We start from the raw sequence: 20,382 nt of genomic DNA on the forward strand, positions 1-20,382 counted from the left end.
CTTATGGATGAATATTTGAAGATAGTATTGGAACAGATCCGATGTAAAAAAGCCAGACCTTATATCCGTCAGGAACTGCAGGATCATATCGAAGATCAGATTGAAGCAAATGTATCTGCTGGATTAGATCGCACTGATGCCGAAAAAGAAGCGGTAAAAGATATGGGCGATCCGGTTGAAGCAGGACTCTTTCTTGACCGGATCCATAAGCCGCAGATTGCATGGAAGCTTCTGTTCATCATTACTGTAATCAGTGTCATCGGCATCCTGATCCATATGGCAATCGATCTGTATGTAACCGGAGACGGAACAGCTATGGCACCCAGATATGCATTCCATGTAATAACCGGAGTCGTAGTCATGATGATTTTATATTTTTTAGATTATACATTACTGGCAAGATTTTCTAAGATAATCGCAGCTATATTAATTGCCATGTGCTTCTCAACGCTACTCTTCGGAAATGTAATAAATGGTATGCATTACTTTATTTCATCTGGATTATTTGGAGGCTTCCGTATTCCTATTCAGGCATTGATGCTGCTCTACATTCCCATTTATGGAGGTATCCTTTATAAATATCGTGGAACCGGATATGCAGGACTTGTCAAGTCTCTTCTGTGGATGATCATTCCTGCCTGGCTGGTATTATATCTGCCATCCGTGATGACCGCCGGACTAATGCTAGTATCCATGCTCGTCATGCTGACCATTGCGGTTCGAAAGGGCTGGTTTCATGTACAGAAAGCATTATCACTCTGTACGATCTGGAGTATTTTCACAATCGCACCGACCATACTTATTCTGGTATTGTATTGGCAGCAGCGTTTTTCACCATACCAGATGGCACGCTTACAGGCAATGTTTTCCTCCGGCAGCGAAAACTATATACAGCTGATACTGCAAGACTTCCTGTCATCCAGCAATTTTGTTGGTAATAACGGCATGAATATCGCAGAAGTTCTGCCTGGATTTAACTCCGATTATATACTGACCTGTCTGACTTCAATGTACGGAATCCTGCCTGCGATTCTACTGTGCTGTATCTTAGCGACATTAATATTTGGCATTTTTAACACCGCTATCAGACAAAAGAATCAGTTAGGTATGCTGATGGGATGTGGCTGCGGCATGGTATTTCTCATGAGCCTTCTAATCAATGTATTGGAAAATATCGGCATCTTTCCTCCAACGATGACATTCCTGCCGTTCATATCTTCCGGTGGAAGTTATATCATAACATGCTATGGACTGCTCGGAATCGTGCTCAGTGTCTATCGATATAAAAATGTATACCCAGCGCATATAAAAGTAAAAATATTAAATAGTTAAACTTCTTCACAACAGACGAAACCTCCCGGCACCGCCAGGAGGTTTCTATTCATATGACTATAATCCGAACTGTTCCAGATATTTTTCAACTGATCTGCTCATTTCTTTGGAAAAATCAGAGTTATATTTACGATTACAAAATGCATTACACCACTCTTCATAGGTACGGTTTTTACATTTGTATGCAAACATTTCACGTAACTCTTCTCCGTCCATATCGCGGTATGTATTCTCATGCACGATATGCTTCTGTTCACACCGTTCCGGCTTCGGACGCTGCTTCTGCTGTTCCGTCGGCCATCCAAATACCAACATTGCTGCCGGAAATACATAGTCAGGAAGACATAGCAATCTCCGCTGTTCTTCGCAGTTTTCCATAATATCACCGATATAGCAGGATCCTAATCCAAGACTCTCTGCTGCAACTACCGCGTTTTGCGCTGCGATTACTGTATCCGTTACCGCAAGCATCAGATCCCCAACGCCTGGTTTTCTTGGCTCACATCCTGCTTCCAGATATGCATCATACCATTTTTTACAATCGGCACAGAACACTAATACCATCGGTGCTTTCGCAATAAACGGCTGATGGTCGCAGCTTTCCGATAACGCTTCTTTTAATTTCTGATCCGTAATATCAAGAATTGTATATAACTGCTGGCATCCTGCTGTCGGTGCCTGCGATGCTGCTTTCAGGATCAGCTTCTTCATTTCTTCCGGAATCTCCCTGTCCTCATAGGCTCTCATAGACTTTCTCTGATACAGACTCTCCATAATCTCATTCATTTTTACTTTACGCCTCCTTGCACACATCTACCCATCCTTTTGCTCCGGCAATCTGTTCTAATTCATCCACAGATAATCTAACCGCACTATGGTCATCTCCTGCTGCCTCTGCCACAGTTGCAGTAGACTCTTTTAACCTGATCACGCGGTCAAGCATTCCTTTATGTTCCAGATATTGTTCCGCTTTTTCTAATGACATTATTCTTTCCTCTTTCAGTTATAATCATATTTTTTCTTTTTCAATATGAATCTCCCTTCTGAAATTCTTTTCCACTAATCCAACAATTCATGAATCGCCTTTACTAATTTATTCGCATCAATCGGCTTGGCGATATGTTCATCCATTCCTGCTTCTTTTGCTCTCAGTCTGTCCTCTGTGAACGCATTTGCTGTCATTGCAATAATCGGAATTACCTTTGCATCCTCTCTTCCCATGGAGCGGATTATTTTTGCTGCTTCATAGCCACTCATGACCGGCATCATAATATCCATAATGATAACGTCTATTTCACCTGGTCTGCTTTTTCTGAACAGTTCAACAGCCTCCTGTCCATTCCATGCTTTGGTCACAACAGCACCTTCATTCCGGATCATAAACTCTGCAATTTCCATATTCAACTCATTGTCTTCTGCCAGAAGAATATGCAGTCCTTTTAAGGATTTTTCCGATATATCCTTCTGTTTCTCACGTTTATCTGCACCCAGATCTATTTTAAACGGAACTCTGATCAAAAATGTAGTTCCTGCACCTTCTTTACTTTTAAAGGTAATGGTTCCACCCATTTTTTCAACCAGTTTTTTGCTAATCGGCATTCCAAGTCCAGTTCCCGCATATTTTGTACGGCTTCCGGTATGTTCCTGTGCAAAAGGTTCAAAAATGTGTTCCTGGAATGCATCTGTCATCCCAATTCCAGTATCCCTACAGACAAATTCCACTGTCGTCATGTCTGGCTGTTCGGATGGAATTTCTCTGCAGCTGATATAGATACAACCATTTTTCTTATTATATTTTACCGCATTCGACAGGATATTCATCATAACCCGTTTTACATACGCCGGACTTCCGATAAGATTCGGATGTATGACTTCTTTTTTCTCCCACATGATTCGGATATTCTGTTCTGCGGCTATCTGTTCGATCACAGCAAAAACTTCTTCGACAATGCTACTCAGATTAAATGGAGTTTCTTCCAGAACCATCTCATCCGCTTCCAGTTTGCTCATATCCAGAACTTCGTTCACCAGTTCCAGCAACAGATGCGATGCCTCTTTGATCTTTCCCCTGCATTCCGTCTGTTTCTCCAGATCATCTGCATGATGGTCAGCCACATCAATCATGCCGCAGATTCCATTAATCGGTGTCCGGATATCATGACTCATCCTCTGTAGAAATTCCGTCTTCGCCCGATTGGCTGCCTCTGCCTTTTTTGCTGCCATCAAAAGATCTGCTTTGTATTGTTCTTCTTTTTCCAGCTCCTGTTTCTGATGTACCTGATTCGTTCTGTATTCCCGGAACACGAATACACTAAATATCAGGAAATACAGAAAAATGACACCTGTTACACTTAATGGAAGGTTGCGGAATACTTCCGTATCCGGAAGATACGCATAGATATAGTAATCCCGCTGCTTCAACATAATTCCATAACATCCGGTTCCTTCATTCTTCAAATGGAAAATATGCTGACTGTCTGTATGCTTTTTCATTGCCTGGACAACCTCGTTATCAGCAGTATCCTGCCTCAACAGGCTCTCATTGTTGCTGGCAACGACTGTTCCTTTGTCTGCAACAATAATCGTTCCATCTTTCTGGATACTATAACCATTTAAAAGTCCCTGTATCGTCAGTGCATAGTTTCTGGCAAATTCGGGTGATGTGTAATAGTAGGTTGCAACGATACCCGGCGCATCTTTTCTGGCACAGGCTGCAATGTCGATATGTGATCCGTCTTCCCTGTTAAATCGTTCTGAATAAGATCTTTCTTCATATCCGGCAAAATCCATGATAATGTCTTTCTGCAGATACTCCGCAATCTCATTGGTCATAGACTCATCCACGCTGTATTCACAGACTGTTTTCCCCTCTGCATCCAGTACAAGGATACCATCCACCCAGAGAGTCTGAAGATTTTCTTTCAGGAACTCCTGGCTTAGCTGACCGCCGTTTTCTATTTCCATGTCGATATTCGTACTCATCTGTCTGGCACTTTCGATTGCACGGAGGAGGCTTTTAGATTCCGAAGATTCATTGTAATGGGTGTAGGTTGAGCACTGCACTTTCACATAATTCACAATCTCCACCATTCTTTTCTCTGCTTCTGATTTCTCTACATAGAAGAAATAAAACAGAGAAACTGCTGCCACACAGATTCCAAGCAAAATGCCAACTATTATAATCCGTTTTTCTTTTGCTTTTCTTTTAATATCCAAGATCATCCACCTCCAGATACTTTTCCGGATCATCCAGATATTTTCCAACAATTTTCAGAGTCGTGCCATCCTGACGCATTTCCTCCAGCGTCTGTTCCATCTGCTCACATATTCCTCTGTCATCATTTTTCGCAAAAGCAACACCTATTCCGGTGATCATCAGAGGTTCTTCCAGGATACGGAAGCTTGCATCATAATCTTTCATATACTGGACGATAGATTCCTCATGTGCGGCTACTGCATCCACATATCCTTTTCCCAGAAACGTATAGATCAGTTCCCTGTGTCCAAGACTGATCAGATTTTCCAGTTTTGGAATTCTCTCATCCGTCCGGTTCAAAAAGATGCTTTCTGGTTTGGTTGTAGACTGGACAGCCAGATTCTTTCCCTCCAGATCACTCAGTTTATAGATATCACTGTTCGCATTTACAGCAACCACCTGACGGCTTGCAATGTATGGTCCTGCCCAGCGGTAATCATCAAGGCGCCCCTCCATGGAAAAGCAACCCATGATACAGTCAATCTCCCCACTCTCTACCAGTTCTTTTTTCTCTTCCCAGTCAATCTGGACAACATCCACCTGATACCCCATTCTTTTGAAAGCTTCTGTAGCAAGTTCTACATCTATTCCCGTCGGTACACCATCTTCATCTAGGTAATTGTATGGTGGATAGTTATCGCTACCGATGGTAATGACAGGCTTTTCTGTTTCTTTTTTACCGCTGTCTGTGTTTTTACACCCTGACAGGGTGACTACTAAAATTCCCACAAGCAGAATGCCTGCAATCACTCTTTTTTCTTTTATTTTCTTTCTTTTATCCATATGATTCTTTCTTATATTTTTAAAATAAAAAACACTATCTCAAATAGACAGTGTACATCGTTTCATGCAACTGGCTGCCATTTTACAGGCCCTCTAGCTTTGCGTCACAGGCTTTCGTCTGCTTTGCTCAAAAATATTTCTTTCATTAATAGTATCATTCTGCTATTACTCTGTCAATTCCTGTGATTCTGATGGTTCATTTCAATCCCGACACCAAGAGTTCTTCTTCTCTCTTTTCACGAAGAGACAGACACACACGATAACAAATACAACCGTTACGGCTATCAGTGCCGGCCACACCGGCAGCGGACAGACATCTGCACTTATAAGCTTAAGTCCCTGATAAAGAGTGAACACACCGAATACGGAGAATATCACAACTGCAAGTGTATTCAGCAATCCATCCGGGGTCTTACTCTTTAGCAGATAACCGACTAACATGCCAAGAATATCTGCCGCCAACAGTCCCAGAGAACAGGCGATCCACACAATAACTGCAGCACTCATCCCTTCATTAGCACCAAATGTAATCGCCGTAAGCTGTGTCTTATCTCCAAGTTCTGCTACAAAAAATGTACAGAACACTGCAAGCGGAGCAAACCTAATCTTTGTTTTGCCGCCCTCTTCCTCTTCATCTTCATCGTCACCGGCAATCGTTGATGCTGCAAAATAAAGAAATGCGAATGCCGCGATCATCTTAATGAGCCAATCAGGAATAAATTTGCTGACAAGTCCGCCCGCAAGAACAGCCAGTCCATTCAACACAAGGATTGCCACAGCAGTTCCTGCTATAATGTCTCTTAACTTATATTTGGACGTAAGAGCAATAAGCATGAGCTGGGTTTTATCTCCCATCTCTGCAATAAATTCCGTAAAAAATACCTTTAAAAATAACAACATTTCCTGATTTCTCCTTATCTTGTTATGATGTAAAATGCGTATCCCATATAAAATGATGTTGGGAGCAAAAGCCCGCTGTGCAAAAAAACAGACTCATGTATATCAATTATCAGTCGATGTATCATACATAAACTGTTCATCAATATACATGAGTCTCATTATTTAAGATTTGCCAGATTATATCGTGTCATATAATCAGAATGTTGACAAACCACACTTTCGCGCTAACTACTCCCTCATGGAATATGAAATTACTTAATAAAGATTATCAAATAGATGCAGTCTTGTCAATCAGAAAACCGGTTATTTCTCTATTTCCTTTTTCTTCATCTTTGGTTTATAATCTTTCATTCCCGGAATTGCACCGCCCGACACTGCCCAAAGGTAAAGGCTTGCCACGCTGCAATATGGACTGAAACGGCGACGGTATCTTTCAAATAGTTTCCGGTCAATTTTCCTGTGATGATAGACCATACGCAGTCCACGCTGAATTGCAAGATCATCATAGCTGAAAATATCTGGACGCTGCATACAAAACAGTAAGATCATCTCCGCCGTCCAGACTCCGATACCTTTCAGACTGCTCAATTCCCGGATGGCATCCTCATCGGACATCTGCCACACTGCATCCAGATCAACTATGCCATCGTGAACTTTTCTTGCGAAATCCGAGATATACTCTGCTTTACGGAACGTCATCCCAAAAGACTGCAGCCTGGAAATGTCCGCAGAAAGTATCGTTTCCGCATTAACCTCACCCAGCGTTTCCTGCATCCGCTTCCAGATTGTTGCCTGTGCCTTTGTAGAAATCTGCTGTCCGATAATATGATGTACAACTGAAGAAAACAAGTCAGCATCTACTTCTCGTTGTATCAATCCAACCTGGTCAATAACTTCCGCAAGCCTTTTATCTTTACTTCGAAGATATGAAATTTCTTTTTCTCCATATTCAAAAATTTTCATTTGTGTTCTCCTTATATTCCCTTAAATATTCTTCTGCGTTATTACAGATCTTGTCAAATACATTGATACACATATACTTTTCATTATCTTTACTTTGCTTTCTTTCAACAAGTTCTTTGTTTTCCAATTTTTTCTAAAACAAATCCAGCATATTATCCAGATATATCTTCTCTCTGACCTGAAGCTGATATTCCGGCCTGGTCATATAATACAATAAAAATTCCAGAATCAGTGCACTTCCCAGACTCCGACCCTCAATCTTAAAATTAGAGAATCCCATTGGCAGATATATATGTTGAATATCCCGGATACCGATAAATCCCGGATTTGTCATGGCTTTCGAGAACAGATATCCATGCTCAGAATCCGGTGCAGTACAATGAAAATCTCCTTGTTCTTCTCCCAGATTCCTACGGCTGACTGTTTCATAACAATATTTTCTGTCCTTACATCCAAACCAACAACATTCATTACAAAGAAATTCAATTTTATCTTTTTGCTCCACGGACAGCATATCTAATCTGTCAAATGCTTTATTCAGTCGAAAATCCGGTACAACATACCGAAACTCATCCCGATTAATCTCATCCTGCAATTGTCCGAACTCTGTCAGCACCTTCGTTGTCGAAGACACCAGATAAAGATTCGGATAATTTGCTTGCAAATACTCTGCCAGCAAATCTGAGTGAACAATCACACCATTCTTCACTTCCCCACTATTCTCAAACATTGCACAGAGCATATTGCATTTCTTATCTGAAAGATGCTCTTTCTTCAGTAACGAATTGCTGAACGTCAGTCTGGCAGAGACTTCATATTCTCGCATCAGTTCCAGTACTGCCTGTGGAGCACAGTCTCCAAATCCTGCACGACCTCCGCCCCACAGGCAGTCCGCCGGAGCACCATAAATAGAAGCTATCTCACACCAGTCATAAAAGTATTCTCTATGTTCACGAAATAACGGCAGAAACACTTGGTACAATTCATAAAATTCAAACAGTCCCGGAAGGTGATAATATGCAATATCTTTTCTCATTCTATGACTCACTTTCACTCTTTCTGTTAATATAAATATAGTAGATGACACTCATGATCACGCCGACAGTTGTAGACACCGGCGCTGCCAGACCGATCTTTGTCAGGCTTGCATTCGGCTGAATACTCATTACATATGCGAACGGCAGACGTACCAGAAGTGTCTGAAACAGACCCTGCGTCATAACCCATACGGTCTTATTATTCCCATTAAAGTAACCAATCAGGCTGAACAAAATGGCGGTCATAAGTGTCTCTGCAGCAAATCCTTTCAGATATTCAAACGCGCTCTGGACAACCGCTGCATCTGTCGTGAAGAATCCTGCAAGTAAATCTCCCTTAAACATTACCAGCATAAATACCACGCATCCTACAGCTAGTCCTACACCAACGCCAGTATACAACGTATGCTTCGCTCTTTTGGTCTTTCCTGCTCCTACATTCTGGGATACAAACGACGCCATAGACTGCATCAACGCACTCGGTACCAGCATTGCAAAATTTACGATCTTGCACGCAACTCCATAACCTGAAGATGCTTCCAGACCAAGACGGTTGACAAATGCACATAATGCCAGAAATGAAATCTGAGTAAGTAACTCCTGGAGTGCCAACGGTAATCCAATCTTAAGAAACCGATTACACTGTACATTCCACCTGAAATCTTTTTTTGTGATCGAAAACGGAAGATCCTTTTTCAAAAGAATAACAATCGCAAATACCACGCTGCATCCCTGCGCCGCTACAGTCGCGATTGCAGCTCCGACAGCATCCATATGCAGTCCGGCAACTAATGCCAAATCTCCAATGATATTAATAATACATGCCACCAGTACAAATAACAGCGGTGATTTGCTGTCTCCCAATCCTCGGAATATGGCCGATAATACATTATACGCCACGATAAAAAAGATTCCGCCTCCGCAAATGCGTACGTAATTCGCTGTCAGTGCCACTGCCTCTTCCGGCGCCTGCATCAGTACTGAAATCGGATGTGCGAAACCAACCATCAAGATAAACAATACGATCGATATTCCGGCAAATACAACTGCCGACCCGCCGATGACTGATCCGATCTGTTCCGGACGTTTCTCTCCCAGATACCGCCCGATCAATACGGTAATTCCCATCGCGAGCTGTGTTACCACAAATGTAACCAGGTTCAATACCTGACTTCCTGTCGATACACCGGAAAGCCCCGATGTTGAGCCGTATCTTCCTACCACCAGCAGATCCACTGCACCGTAAGCCGCCTGTAAAATTAATGCTCCAAGCACCGGCATCATGAACGCAACCAGTTTCTTTAAAATACTTCCCTGTGTAAAATCCGTCTTATCATTTACCATGTTAGTCTCTCCTTTCGCGCATAATCTGATAAAATTTCTCAATCGTCAGAATCATATTCTCGGCTTCTTCTTCAGATATCGCATCCATATAAGGGGCTAACATTGTAAAATATTGTGCATCGAATTTCTGATGCAGTTCTTTGCCTGACTCCGTAGCAGTTATGTACGTAACTCGTCCGTCATCACGTGACGCAATTTTTTGAAGGTATCCCTTCTTTTCCATTTCCTTTACCGTTCTTGTAACGCCCGGTCTCGGAATATGCAACCTGTCACTGATATCCGAAATTTTTACAGAAATACCTTCTTTTTCCATCATATCAATGACGTCCAGATAGTGAATGTATGATGGCATCACGCCGCTTGGCAATGGTGGGAGCATCTCACGGATGCGCTTCGCCTGATAACATGCATCAAGCATCCTTTTAATCATTCTATTGTCCATAATAAAAATCCTCCATATAATTACCTTAGTTAATTACCTTTGGTAATTATATGGAGGATTCATCATTTTGTCAATAGCTTTTATCACAAGAAACTTCCTAGCCACCACACGAGTCCCAGTGCCCAACTGATTACCGTTCCATACAGGATTACCGGTCCTGCTATGGTAAATATCTTGCAACCGATGCCCATGACCTGTCCTTCTTTTTTATATTCAATTGCCGGAGCCGCTACTGAATTGGCAAAGCCGGTAATCGGTACCAATGCTCCTGCGCCTCCCCATTTGGCAATCCTTGGATAGATATTTAATCCGGTCAGAAGTGCCGATAAAAATACCAATACCACTGCGCACCAGCCGGCACTGATTTCTTTATCCAGCCCAGCTGCTTTACAATAGTTCAGGATTCCCTGCCCGATCATGCAGATTACACCTCCGGTTACAAATGCCTTCGTCATATTCATCCACAAATTGTGCACAGGTGTTACCGCTTTTACATACTCCTGATATTCTTTCTGTTCTCTTTGTTTCTTTGCATTCTGATCCATACTTGTCCTGACCTCCGTCATTTTCCCCAGTGCCGGGAAAAGAATAATAATGCGCCTGCTGTTTTACCGAGTGCAGTTCCCAGAATCACCCACGGAATGCATTGCACCAGCTTCACCCTGCGCACAAAGATTGGAAATACTTCCAACATCTCTGCCAGTGCCATTGCCCAGCATCCGGTAAAGATTCCGGCAAGCAGTCCGAATATCGGTAATATCCATCCGCCTCCCGGAATATGAATCTTAAACACGAACAGCAGATTCCCCAGGATTCCGCCAACTACAATGGCATCTTCATAAAGCATCACATGCTCCCCTGTATGTGTCCGGTCTGCAAAATCTGAGATTACACCGAGTCCTGTAATAAAGGAGAAAAGCCCTGCTGCCACCAGCATCCCTGCGCTAAGTCCGATGATTGCTGACAATATCTGTGGTATCCACATTTACTTCTTTCCCCTTTCTGGAATAATTCTCAATCAGTGTTGTCTGTATATCATTTTCATACAGACGCATTTCCACCTCCATCGGAGTCGGATCTACCGAAAAACGCTTCTTTCCAAAATGATTAAAGAAGATCAATATTCCCAAAGCAATTCCAATACTGTAACAGATCTCCAGCATCGTATAACCACTTGACTGCTGCCCTGTCATCCATTCATAGATCTGATTAAATAATCTGGATACATCCACGTCATTATTAAAAGCCATAATAGAAAATGCGGATCCGGAAAATGATATGAGCACCACGGTGATAATCTTCAGCCAGTGTAAGAAACCTCCTGCTGTCTTCTGGTTTTCCAAGGTGACGATGATATCCTGTGCACCAAGATTCTGTACATCCACAGCCGGATATACATCGTGAATGCACTGAATCAGTTTCAGCACGGATACAACCGTTCTGCTCCGTCTGTGATAAGAATATTTCTTCGATGAATCAACAAATTTCAACACATGGATTGTCCTAAGTCGGGGCAAAATCTTCGGATCCGAACATTCCAGTTCTACCAGATCTCCAAGATTCACCGTTTGACTGGTTACTTCTACCGATTCGTCACCTTTGATATATACCGTTTCTTTTACCGCCGACATACCGTCTGCACCTCATATCTCTGCACCAGTGTTCCCTCTGTAGCATAGTCTTTCCCTCTCACATCATGAAAATAGTAGATCAAGCCCACGATGATCGCTACTGCCACCACCAGCACCATACAGATCCGTAACTTCTTTCTGGCTTCTTCCATACCACATTCTCCTTTTACCGCATTCACTTAACTGTATTTTCTCTTAGCACATGCAGTTAGTATGGACCAAAATAGGAAAATTATGCACTTTGTTTCTGAATTAATTTTTCATACTCTTTTTCATCAATATGATATTTTTTCCGAATTATGATATAAGAAATCACCAGTGCAATGACCGGAATCAATACCATTCCCATCCGAAATACGAGTCCTTGCGTAGGTGTAATTTCTCCTATATAATGATTTGCTTTCTCTAATACCTCCGCACTCGTCATTTCTCCCTGATTTACCTTGATCTCCAATGCACTGATGTTCTGGCTTTTCACATAGATCCCACTCACGATGAGCACCAGTGTTGATAATCCCTGATTGATTCCTCCTGCCAGCTTTACACTGAATGACCGCACTGCTGATATCACAGAATCATGACGTTCATGAAATCTGGCTTCATCATATTCGATTGTATTATTGATCATTACAATGATTGCCAGATTCATCAGTCCCTGGAAGAAAAAGATAATGAAACCAATAACATTTAACAGGATAACATTTTTAGGAAGTATGTAGCCAAATCCAAGAAATCCGGCATAGGCAATCATTAACACCACAAAGCAGATTTCCACGATCTGCTGTCTGGAAATGCTCTTTGCAATTGCCGCATAACTTGCCTGTGAGATCAGCATTCCCAGACCATACATTACCGTAAAGTAAAACACAAGATTGCCACTTTCCGAATATCCATACTCGATATAGAAAAAATTCACGCCAAAGATGATCAGTATATTACAGGTAATATTAAAAAATACAGATGCAATTCCTGCATAGACCAACTGATCATTTCTGGCAAAAATATGGTACATATCCCTTAATGACAGTTTGTCCACCTGTTCTTTTCTTTCACGTTCTTTGACTCCAAAAGCGGTCAGACATTGAAATACAACCAGTCCAATTGCTACAATCAGTGCTACTATACGATATGCATTAACCGCATTTCCGGCAATCACGATTGGTACAACTCCAGCGACTGAGAACTGACCGATACACACAAATACACTCATCGTCGTTACCAGTGAATCTCTGGTCTTCGAATCTGAACTCAGTGACGGAAGTACACCCCAATACGCAATGTCATTCATCGTATATGTCATCCCCCACATCAGATAGAAGAAACTGTAAAATGCTACAAATCCCCATCCGGACGGCCGGATGGTAAAAAGGCATACGATCACAACCGCATTCGTTATCGAACCGATCAGTATCCACGGTTTGAATTTACCCATTTTGAAATGCGTATTTTCAATAATAATTCCCATAAGAAGATCGTTAATCGCATCCCATACCATGCACACGATCATCACACCGCTGATCACTGCAAACTGAGCACTTGTAAGATGCATGGTATATTGCACGTAGAGAATCAGATACATGCTTACGAGCGCATACGCTGCATCTCGTCCTGTTGCACCGACACAATAGCTCCATTTTGTCCTTTTATCCAGCTTTTCCCTCATACTTTTTCCTCCTCGTTTGCCGCTTTCACAATCTTTAAAATCGTCTTATGCTTTACAAGTCCTCCACTCTGATTACACACACTGTCAATATTACCGTCCGCAATTCCTTCCCACATCATCCTGACCTCCGGATCATGCATTGGCTTTGGAAAATACATCAGCCTGACCGCAAACTTCCCGATACGAAGCCACCTTCTGGCAAGATGCGAATACGGACGCATCTGATTCAGAGAATTTTTCGTCGTAAATTCACCAGGCATCGTCTGGGAAAAATGTGTCCGTTTCCCTTCATACAACTTATCGAAGTCTGCCCTGCTGAGCGGAACTTTATTGTTCAATGTCAATGGACACTTCACTTCCCTTCCTTCAATTTCTACTTTCTGAGATAAGCGGATATCCTGTAATGACGCGCCTATCTGAATCTCATATTCTCCACCGATTACTTGAAACTCATGATTCTGATATACCGAAAATGCCCGCTCCGTCAACGGAATTGTGACCATTTTACATTCTCCCGGTTCCAATCGTACCTTAGCAAATCCTCTCAGTTCTCGTTTTGCCCTAAATGCATCAGAATTCGGATTCTTTACATACACTTCAGCAATCTCGCTGCCTGCCATGCTCCCTGCATTCTGTACTTCAAAACTCACTTCATACGATGTCTGTCCATTCTTTTTCACTCTTAAATTGGAATATTTGTATGTTGTATAACTTAATCCATGACCAAAACAATACCTGACCGGAATATCAAATGTATCGTAATACCGATATCCGACAAAGATACTTTCACGGTATTCTACATCGTCCAATGCCTTTTTCTGTCTGCCCTGCTTTCCAAAATATCCGTAACTTGGCACATCTCTTTCACTGAACGGAATACTTTCCGCAAGTTTGCCCGATGGATTTACCTGTCCCATCACGATATCCGCACAGGCTTTTCCAACCGATTCGCCACCCAGATACATTTGAAGCAATGCTTTACATCTGGCTGGAAATTCCATATCATACGGCGCACCTCCAAAAGAAATAAAGCCAACCTGATCCGTAATCTTCAATATCTGTCTGAGCAGTGCCGTCTGATTATATGGCAGATCATAATGCTCCCTGTCATAACCTTCTCCTTCTGCCATATCTGTGAGGCCTCCGAAGAAAAGAATCGGAATCCCTTTGCGAACCGCTTGCTTCACTGCACGCAATGCCTCTTGCTCCAACCGCTTATTTCGGTTAAACGTATTACGTTTATAACCTTTTACATACCGAACCTTTTCATAATATTTTTCAAATTGTTTCTTCACAGATTCTATCATCTCTGTATGGATGTGGCTGCTTCCACCTCCCTGATATCTGGGATATTCTGCCAGATCGCCGATAATTAGAAGTCCCATTCCTGTCTGTAACGGGAAAAAAGATTCATTTTTTAACAGCACTACACTTTCCGCTTCCATCTGTCCTGCCAGCACATGATTCTTTCTCCTTGTGTCTCTTGATACTTCTTTTTTCTGGTTATCAGAAACACAATTCTTCCCATATTCCGCTGTCAGTTTCTCAATCCGCTCCACTGCCTGATCCAACTTTTCAATGGAAAGTCCCCCGTTTTTCACTGCTCTTTCAAGATCTGACAAATGATTTCCCATGCTGTCTGGCATCTCAACATCCATTCCCGCATCAATGCAGGCTGGCAGATCTACGCATGCGCCCCAATCACTCATCACCAGTCCGCGGTATCCCCATTTCTCCCGAAGAATCTCTTTAAGAAGATAGGAATTCTCGCAGGCAGGCATTCCGTTCACATAGTTATAGCTTGCCATAACTGATGCCGGATCTGCCTTTTTCACCGCTATCTCAAATGCAGTCAGATAGATTTCATGAAGCGCCCTTTCATCAATCATCGAATTTGCTGTCATTCTGTGAGTTTCCTGATTATTCCCTGCATAATGCTTCAGCGAAGTTCCTACTCCACATCTCTGCATGGCTGCTATGTAATGTGCAGCCAATTCCCCTGCAAGCAACGGATCCTCTGAATAATACTCAAAATTTCTTCCGCAAAGAGGCGAACGCTTCATATTGACACCTGGTCCAAGCATCACAGACACACCAAGTTCCTTTGCCTCTCTCGCAATCCCCTCTGCCATTTTTTCAATCAGTTCCACGTTCCAGGAACATGCCACGCTACTGACCGTCGGGAAACAGGTCGCTTCGTAACTGTCATCATTCTTCGCGCCATCTTTTTGTGCCCGCACCCCATGAGGTCCATCTGATACATGCATTATTCCAATATGCCATGCGCCATAACCTGTAACCATCCTGCATTTCTCCCTCAGATTCCGCTTCATCAAATCACCTCTTTTTACCAGATTTCTATAGCATCAACGTAACATTTCTTTCCATTTCTTTATATCAGATTTATGATGTTATGTGTTATATTTATTATATGATGCCAGGGTCAAAAGATCTAAATCCACATGAGCTCGCTCATAAGTGGATGAAAGACCTTACACTTACAAAAGAGGAGGTATTAATATGGCACGTCAGCCTTCCAGAATCGGTTATAAATTTCTGGGTTCATCCAAAAACTTTTTATATGATGCCCGCGAAACGGGTAAGACACATACCACATTTGCTTATGAGCTGCTGCTTTACCGCGCTATTCAAAATGGTGATATAACTGGCGTAGATAATGCGATCACGCTTTATCGCAATTCCGGACTTGTCATCGGTCATATGTCTGATAATCCCCTGCGTGAGATTCACTACTGGGCAGTTTCTGCCATTGCAATTGCGATACATTATGCGATTCTCGGCGGTCTGGATGAAAGTGAAGCGTATCAGTTAAGCGACAGATACATTCAGGAAATTGACTTGATTCTCACAATGGAAGAATGTCTGGATTATCTGTGCGATAAAGCACTGGAACTGACTCGTAAGGTCAATGAAGATAAAATTCCGCAATGCTACAGCCCATTGATCAATCAATGTATGCACTGGATCCATATTCACCTTCACCACCGGCTAAAGATTGCTGACATTGCGGCAGAGCTGCACGTATCCCGTGACTATCTTTCTCAGGCATTCAAAAAAGAAACCGGAATCACTCTGCATCGGTACATTGTTGACCAGAAATTAGAAGAAGCACAGCATATGCTCTCTCAGGGGAAATCCCTCTACGAGATAAGCTATACACTCTGCTTCTGTAATGAAAGTCACTTTATTCAGTTATTCAAGAAAAAATACCACGTTACGCCTGTGGAGTATCTGAATTCTGCTGGGAGATAACTTTTTCTTTTTTTATAATCTCCCAGTGACCATTACATCCACGGCCAACAAATTGAATAATATCTAAATCTTTAATATGCCTTTTAACAGTCTTTGAACTTATACCTAATGCCATTGCCATTTTTTCTGTACTTACTTTATTGTCTTTTTTAATCATATTTAATATTTGAATATCCAAAGGATTATCTCTGTTTTTCCGAGGGACATCCAGAGGGACATCCTGGGTGCCATTCCGAGGGACATCTTGAGGGACATTGTAATTCAGATTTGGCATCACAACCGTAAACTGATACCTGTCTGAGTGGAAAGTTGGTTTTTTGCTTTCATCATAATTGATCTGAAATTCATATCCGCCAATGATTTTTCCAAATCCACTGCCTTTCCGTTCCATATATCCCAAACGGTTAAATAGCTTTTCATTCTAATCATGCCATGCGTTTACAGCATCTCCCGCAGATTCCTTAATATCCTCTTCTCCATCCGTGACACCTGCACCTGCGAGATTCCCATGACTTCCCCGATCTCTGCCTGTGTCTTATTGGCAAAATACCTGAGATAGATGAGCTGACGTTCTTCTCCCGCCAGCCGCTTAAGCAATTCTCCCAGCACAATATGATTCAGCAGTTCTTCTTCCCTGCATTCTTTCTCTTCCAACTTGTCCATAAGTTCAATCTCATGTCCGTCTTTCTGGTAAATGGGTTTGTGCAGAGACTCCACATCGGAGCTTGCCTCTAAGGCTGCGGTCAGTTCCTCCGGCTCCACTTCCAGCGCTCTCGCAAGTTCAAGAAGTGTCGGATCGCGCCCCCATTTCTTGCGCAGCTTATCCTGACAGGTATACGCTCTGTATGCCAGTTCTTTCAGTGACCTGCTGACTTTGATCATTCCGTCATCCCTGAGAAAACGTTTGATCTCGCCACTGATCAAAGGTACTGCATAGGTACTGAATTTCACATTGTATGTAATATCGAATTTCTCAATTGCCTTCAACAGTCCGATGCTTCCAATCTGAAACAGGTCGTCTGCTTCCGCGCCACGGTTAAAGAACCTTCTTACCACGCACCACACAAGTCCCACATTTTCCTCTACAAGCTGTGCCTTCGCCTGTTCATCCCCCTGGTGAGTCTTCTGAATCAGAGCGATTGTGTGGTCCATAATTCCCTGCCTCTCCCTATAATTTTCTTCATGCGGACGATAGTGCCCTTGCCAGGTTCCGACTCCACCTGCACTTCATCCATAAAGGCTTCCATAAATGAAAAGCCCATGCCGGACCGTTCTAACTCTGGTCTGGTGGTATAGAGCGGTTCCATTGCTTTTTTCACGTCCGGGATTCCCACGCCCCGGTCGGATATTTCCAGATGCAGCGTCCTGCCTTCAATCCCCGCATAGATCTGCACCTTATTCACATGGTTCTCATACCCATGAATGATTGCGTTGGTCACAGCCTCGGACACTGCTGTTTTCACATCAGAGACCTCTTCCAGCGTAGGGTTCAGCTGCGTCATAAAGGACGCTACTGTCACTCTTGCAAATGCCTCATTTGCGGAACGGCTGTCAAATTCCAGTTTCATCTCATTTGTCATTCCATTTACGATTTCTTTCATCTTACTTTTCCTCCTCATATATCTGCATAATCTTAGCCGCTCCTGACATTTTCAGTATCTTTTTGATCCGTTCGCTGGTATGCGCCGCCCAAACTTCTCCGCCAAACATACACACCTTCTTATACCTTCCCATAATGACTCCGATTCCGGAACTGTCGCAGAACTCCGTTCCTGCAAAGTCAAAGATTACATACCGGATATGCCCCCGCTCAATAAGACGGTCCGCTTCTCTTTTGATTTCCTCTGCGCTGTGATGATCCAGATCCTTCGGCAGATAAATAGTCAGGTAATTCTCCTGCACTTCAAATTTCATAGTTTCAACCCCTTTACTTAATTCTCCCTGCTAAACAACAAATCATCAGAAGTGCCAAAAGGCACATTCTGAGATTGTAAGCGGTCGTCAATGTCCTGAGCCAGCTCGGACTTCGACTCGTCGCGCATAATCGAGTAGGCCAACACCTACTCGACATGCCATCAATGTCATCTCACCTGTCGGCTCGATGAACATTGGCCGCCATATAGAAATTCGTGCAAGCACGATTTCTGCATAGCGGCTTATTGCACAAAAAGAAGAACAGGTACCTTACCCATTCTTCTCTTTCGTATTGTTCTTATTCTTTTGTGTTCTATTTATTCTTCTGTGTCATCTGAGCTACTCTTCTTACTGCTTCCTGATGTATCCGACTCCGAATCAGATTCTCCCAGATCTGATGTATCTACATTCGGATAATCTTTATCCAGTTTGTCTTTCCAGGTATTCGCATTGTCCGTATCTCCTGTCTTGTCATATGCCTTATAAAGCAGATATACGGCCTTGCCATCACTGTACCCTTCATCAAATCCGACAAGCACTTCAAGGTCACTGATCGTAGTACTGTAGTTTGCCACCTCGTATGCCTGTAGTGCTTCGGTATATAATGCATCTGCATATCTCGGATAAATGCTGTCCGTCATCTCCTCATAACGGCTCTTTCCAAGTGTTCCCAACGCATCTGGATTAACATTCTTCAGGGAATCTACCATAGCAGAATCTTTCATATCGCTCTGCAGATAATGTGAATACATCTCCATCACGATCTCGTAGCTTTCCTTTGTAGACGCTGCTGTCTGCTGTGCATTTTCGCTCTCTTCGCTGGACGCCCGGTAGCTCTCCAGTTCTGTCTTCAGTGCGCTGATCTGTGCTTCCTCTTCTGCAATCTTGTCGCTGAATGCTGTCACCTGCTTATTGGTCTTCTGAGAGGTAGATTTGTTGACCGCCGGCATGATTAAGAACCACATCACCGCAACACCAACTGCCAGACCAATCAAGATATTAATAAATGTCATGCGACCGCTATTATCCTTTAATGCTGATGCGGGCTGAATGATAGTATCATTGCCCACATTATAAGTGACGGTCTGTGACTTTTCATCCTTTTTGACTGCCTCTGCCGCTTCTTTGCGCATCTTACCATTGGTCAGCTCATGCATATAACGGAGTGTGATCTCGTTGGTCGTATCCAACTTGCGTGCTTCCTTCAGCACATGTCTTGCCCTGCTGTACTGCTCAGTGTGCAGATACAATAATGCCAGAAGCTGATACGCTCTCAGGAATCCCGGAAATGCTGCTACTACCTGCTTTAACTGGATGATAGCCATATCTTCTCCGCCCTGCTCGCAGTAGACCAGACTCTGGTTGTATTTACGGATCGCCTGGTTGATCGTATCCAGATCCGCCGGACTTTTCTGTATCTTCTGTATATAATAATTGGCAATATTATCCTTTGGTCTGAGATTCTTGCTTAAGATCCATTCAACCAGTGCTTCCCCCACTTCTCCTCTGCCGTAATAGACCAGACCGAGGAGATTCCTTGCCGCAATATTTTCACTGTTAAACTGCAGACTCTTCTTCAGCGATGTGACTGCTCCCGTCATATCACGGATCTTCGCCTTCTTAAGTCCGTCATTGTACCAGTAATTGGACTGATAGACTACTTTCTGTGTATACTCCATATAATCCCCATAACCTTTTACTTCGTTTGTTCGATAACTTCTCTCAGAAGATCAGTCATATCAGCAAGATCTTCCTGATAAACTGCATCCTCAATATCTTCTACTTCCAGACATGGTTGGAATTTCTTCAACTCTTCTTCAAAATTAAGCATCTGTATGTCCTCC

At 42.8% G+C, this 20,382-nt stretch carries 23 protein-coding genes and 1 riboswitch; of the genes, 2 read left to right on the plus strand and 21 right to left on the minus strand.

Annotated elements, in window-relative coordinates:
- The first annotated feature begins 3 nt into the window (after positions 1–3).
- Positions 4–1,332, plus strand: a complete 1,329-nt coding sequence (locus tag DWZ93_RS10825) for an FtsW/RodA/SpoVE family cell cycle protein (RefSeq protein WP_118452945.1) — start codon at positions 4–6, stop codon at positions 1,330–1,332.
- Between the two features lie 57 nt (positions 1,333–1,389).
- Here the strand turns inward: DWZ93_RS10825 and DWZ93_RS10830 are convergent, their stop codons facing one another.
- The 15 genes from DWZ93_RS10830 to DWZ93_RS10900 form a co-directional block, all read right to left on the minus strand.
- Positions 1,390–2,118 (minus strand): nitroreductase family protein, encoded by a 729-nt coding sequence (locus tag DWZ93_RS10830; protein WP_118452946.1) that lies wholly within the window; start codon positions 2,116–2,118, stop codon positions 1,390–1,392.
- Positions 2,119–2,125: 7 nt separating this feature from the next.
- Positions 2,126–2,317: a hypothetical protein gene (locus DWZ93_RS10835; protein ID WP_118383391.1), complete on the minus strand. Its 192-nt coding sequence runs from the start codon at positions 2,315–2,317 to the stop codon at positions 2,126–2,128.
- Positions 2,318–2,391: 74 nt separating this feature from the next.
- Positions 2,392–4,554, minus strand: coding sequence for an ATP-binding response regulator (locus DWZ93_RS10840; protein WP_118452947.1), 2,163 nt, complete (start codon positions 4,552–4,554; stop codon positions 2,392–2,394).
- The gene (locus DWZ93_RS10845; RefSeq protein ID WP_118453005.1) at positions 4,538–5,353 is read right to left on the minus strand and encodes a substrate-binding periplasmic protein; all 816 of its coding nucleotides are present in this window, start codon (positions 5,351–5,353) and stop codon (positions 4,538–4,540) included. The genes DWZ93_RS10840 and DWZ93_RS10845 overlap by 17 nt, the downstream gene beginning before the upstream one ends.
- Positions 5,354–5,433: 80 nt before the next feature.
- A riboswitch (cyclic di-GMP riboswitch) is annotated at positions 5,434–5,509 on the minus strand.
- Positions 5,510–5,572: 63 nt separating this feature from the next.
- Entirely contained in the window at positions 5,573–6,271 is a 699-nt protein-coding gene (locus DWZ93_RS10850) for a TMEM165/GDT1 family protein (protein WP_118452948.1), read from the minus strand.
- Between the two features lie 303 nt (positions 6,272–6,574).
- Positions 6,575–7,234 (minus strand): DNA-3-methyladenine glycosylase family protein, encoded by a 660-nt coding sequence (locus DWZ93_RS10855; protein WP_118452949.1) that lies wholly within the window; start codon positions 7,232–7,234, stop codon positions 6,575–6,577.
- 133 nt (positions 7,235–7,367) lie between these two features.
- Positions 7,368–8,270 (minus strand): hypothetical protein, encoded by a 903-nt coding sequence (locus DWZ93_RS10865; protein ID WP_199665938.1) that lies wholly within the window; start codon positions 8,268–8,270, stop codon positions 7,368–7,370.
- A 1-nt stretch (position 8,271) separates the two neighbouring features.
- Positions 8,272–9,615 carry an MATE family efflux transporter gene (locus tag DWZ93_RS10870; RefSeq protein WP_118383386.1) on the minus strand — a complete coding sequence of 448 codons (1,344 nt, stop codon included), beginning with the start codon at positions 9,613–9,615 and terminating at the stop codon, positions 8,272–8,274.
- 1 nt (position 9,616) lies between these two features.
- Complete coding sequence (locus DWZ93_RS10875) at positions 9,617–10,057, minus strand: MarR family transcriptional regulator (RefSeq protein WP_118452951.1); 441 nt, start codon at positions 10,055–10,057, stop codon at positions 9,617–9,619.
- An 83-nt stretch (positions 10,058–10,140) separates the two neighbouring features.
- Entirely contained in the window at positions 10,141–10,602 is a 462-nt protein-coding gene (locus DWZ93_RS10880) for a SpoVA/SpoVAEb family sporulation membrane protein (protein ID WP_118383384.1), read from the minus strand.
- 17 nt (positions 10,603–10,619) lie between these two features.
- Complete coding sequence (locus DWZ93_RS10885) at positions 10,620–11,042, minus strand: stage V sporulation protein AB (protein WP_118383383.1); 423 nt, start codon at positions 11,040–11,042, stop codon at positions 10,620–10,622.
- Positions 11,002–11,688 carry a stage V sporulation protein AA gene (locus DWZ93_RS10890; RefSeq protein ID WP_118383382.1) on the minus strand — a complete coding sequence of 229 codons (687 nt, stop codon included), beginning with the start codon at positions 11,686–11,688 and terminating at the stop codon, positions 11,002–11,004. Before DWZ93_RS10890 ends, DWZ93_RS10885 begins: the two co-directional genes overlap by 41 nt.
- Complete coding sequence (locus DWZ93_RS14865; RefSeq protein WP_199665939.1) at positions 11,676–11,840, minus strand: hypothetical protein; 165 nt, start codon at positions 11,838–11,840, stop codon at positions 11,676–11,678. The genes DWZ93_RS10890 and DWZ93_RS14865 overlap by 13 nt, the downstream gene beginning before the upstream one ends.
- 80 nt (positions 11,841–11,920) lie before the next feature.
- Entirely contained in the window at positions 11,921–13,351 is a 1,431-nt protein-coding gene (locus tag DWZ93_RS10895) for a glycoside-pentoside-hexuronide (GPH):cation symporter (protein ID WP_118452952.1), read from the minus strand.
- Positions 13,348–15,684 (minus strand): beta-glucosidase, encoded by a 2,337-nt coding sequence (locus DWZ93_RS10900; RefSeq protein WP_118452953.1) that lies wholly within the window; start codon positions 15,682–15,684, stop codon positions 13,348–13,350. The genes DWZ93_RS10895 and DWZ93_RS10900 overlap by 4 nt, the downstream gene beginning before the upstream one ends.
- A gap of 187 nt (positions 15,685–15,871) precedes the next feature.
- Here DWZ93_RS10900 and DWZ93_RS10905 point away from each other — a divergent pair, with 187 nt between their 5' ends.
- Positions 15,872–16,624, plus strand: coding sequence for an AraC family transcriptional regulator (locus DWZ93_RS10905; RefSeq protein ID WP_118452954.1), 753 nt, complete (start codon positions 15,872–15,874; stop codon positions 16,622–16,624).
- Here the strand turns inward: DWZ93_RS10905 and DWZ93_RS10910 are convergent.
- From DWZ93_RS10910 to DWZ93_RS15100, 6 genes are all read right to left on the minus strand, one after another.
- The gene (locus tag DWZ93_RS10910; RefSeq protein WP_147364665.1) at positions 16,587–17,015 is read right to left on the minus strand and encodes a winged helix-turn-helix transcriptional regulator; all 429 of its coding nucleotides are present in this window, start codon (positions 17,013–17,015) and stop codon (positions 16,587–16,589) included. The two genes, DWZ93_RS10905 and DWZ93_RS10910, sit on opposite strands and share 38 nt — an antisense overlap.
- A 47-nt stretch (positions 17,016–17,062) precedes the next feature.
- A complete protein-coding gene (locus tag DWZ93_RS10915; RefSeq protein ID WP_118452956.1) occupies positions 17,063–17,776 on the minus strand; it encodes a SigF/SigG family RNA polymerase sporulation sigma factor in 714 nt (237 codons plus the stop codon).
- A complete protein-coding gene (spoIIAB, locus tag DWZ93_RS10920) occupies positions 17,755–18,225 on the minus strand; it encodes an anti-sigma F factor (RefSeq protein WP_118383380.1) in 471 nt (156 codons plus the stop codon). The genes DWZ93_RS10915 and spoIIAB overlap by 22 nt, the downstream gene beginning before the upstream one ends.
- A gap of 1 nt (position 18,226) precedes the next feature.
- A complete protein-coding gene (locus DWZ93_RS10925; protein ID WP_118383379.1) occupies positions 18,227–18,538 on the minus strand; it encodes an STAS domain-containing protein in 312 nt (103 codons plus the stop codon).
- A 317-nt stretch (positions 18,539–18,855) separates the two neighbouring features.
- Positions 18,856–20,217, minus strand: a complete 1,362-nt coding sequence (locus tag DWZ93_RS10930; RefSeq protein WP_118452957.1) for a hypothetical protein — start codon at positions 20,215–20,217, stop codon at positions 18,856–18,858.
- Positions 20,218–20,234: 17 nt separating this feature from the next.
- On the minus strand, positions 20,235–20,369 hold the full coding sequence (locus DWZ93_RS15100) for a hypothetical protein (protein WP_262581054.1): 135 nt from the start codon (positions 20,367–20,369) through the stop codon (positions 20,235–20,237).
- Between the last annotated feature and the right edge of the window lie 13 nt (positions 20,370–20,382).

The sequence above is a fragment of the Dorea sp. AF36-15AT genome (genome assembly GCF_003477705.1).
Taxonomy (GTDB): domain Bacteria; phylum Bacillota; class Clostridia; order Lachnospirales; family Lachnospiraceae; genus Claveliimonas; species Claveliimonas ammoniilytica.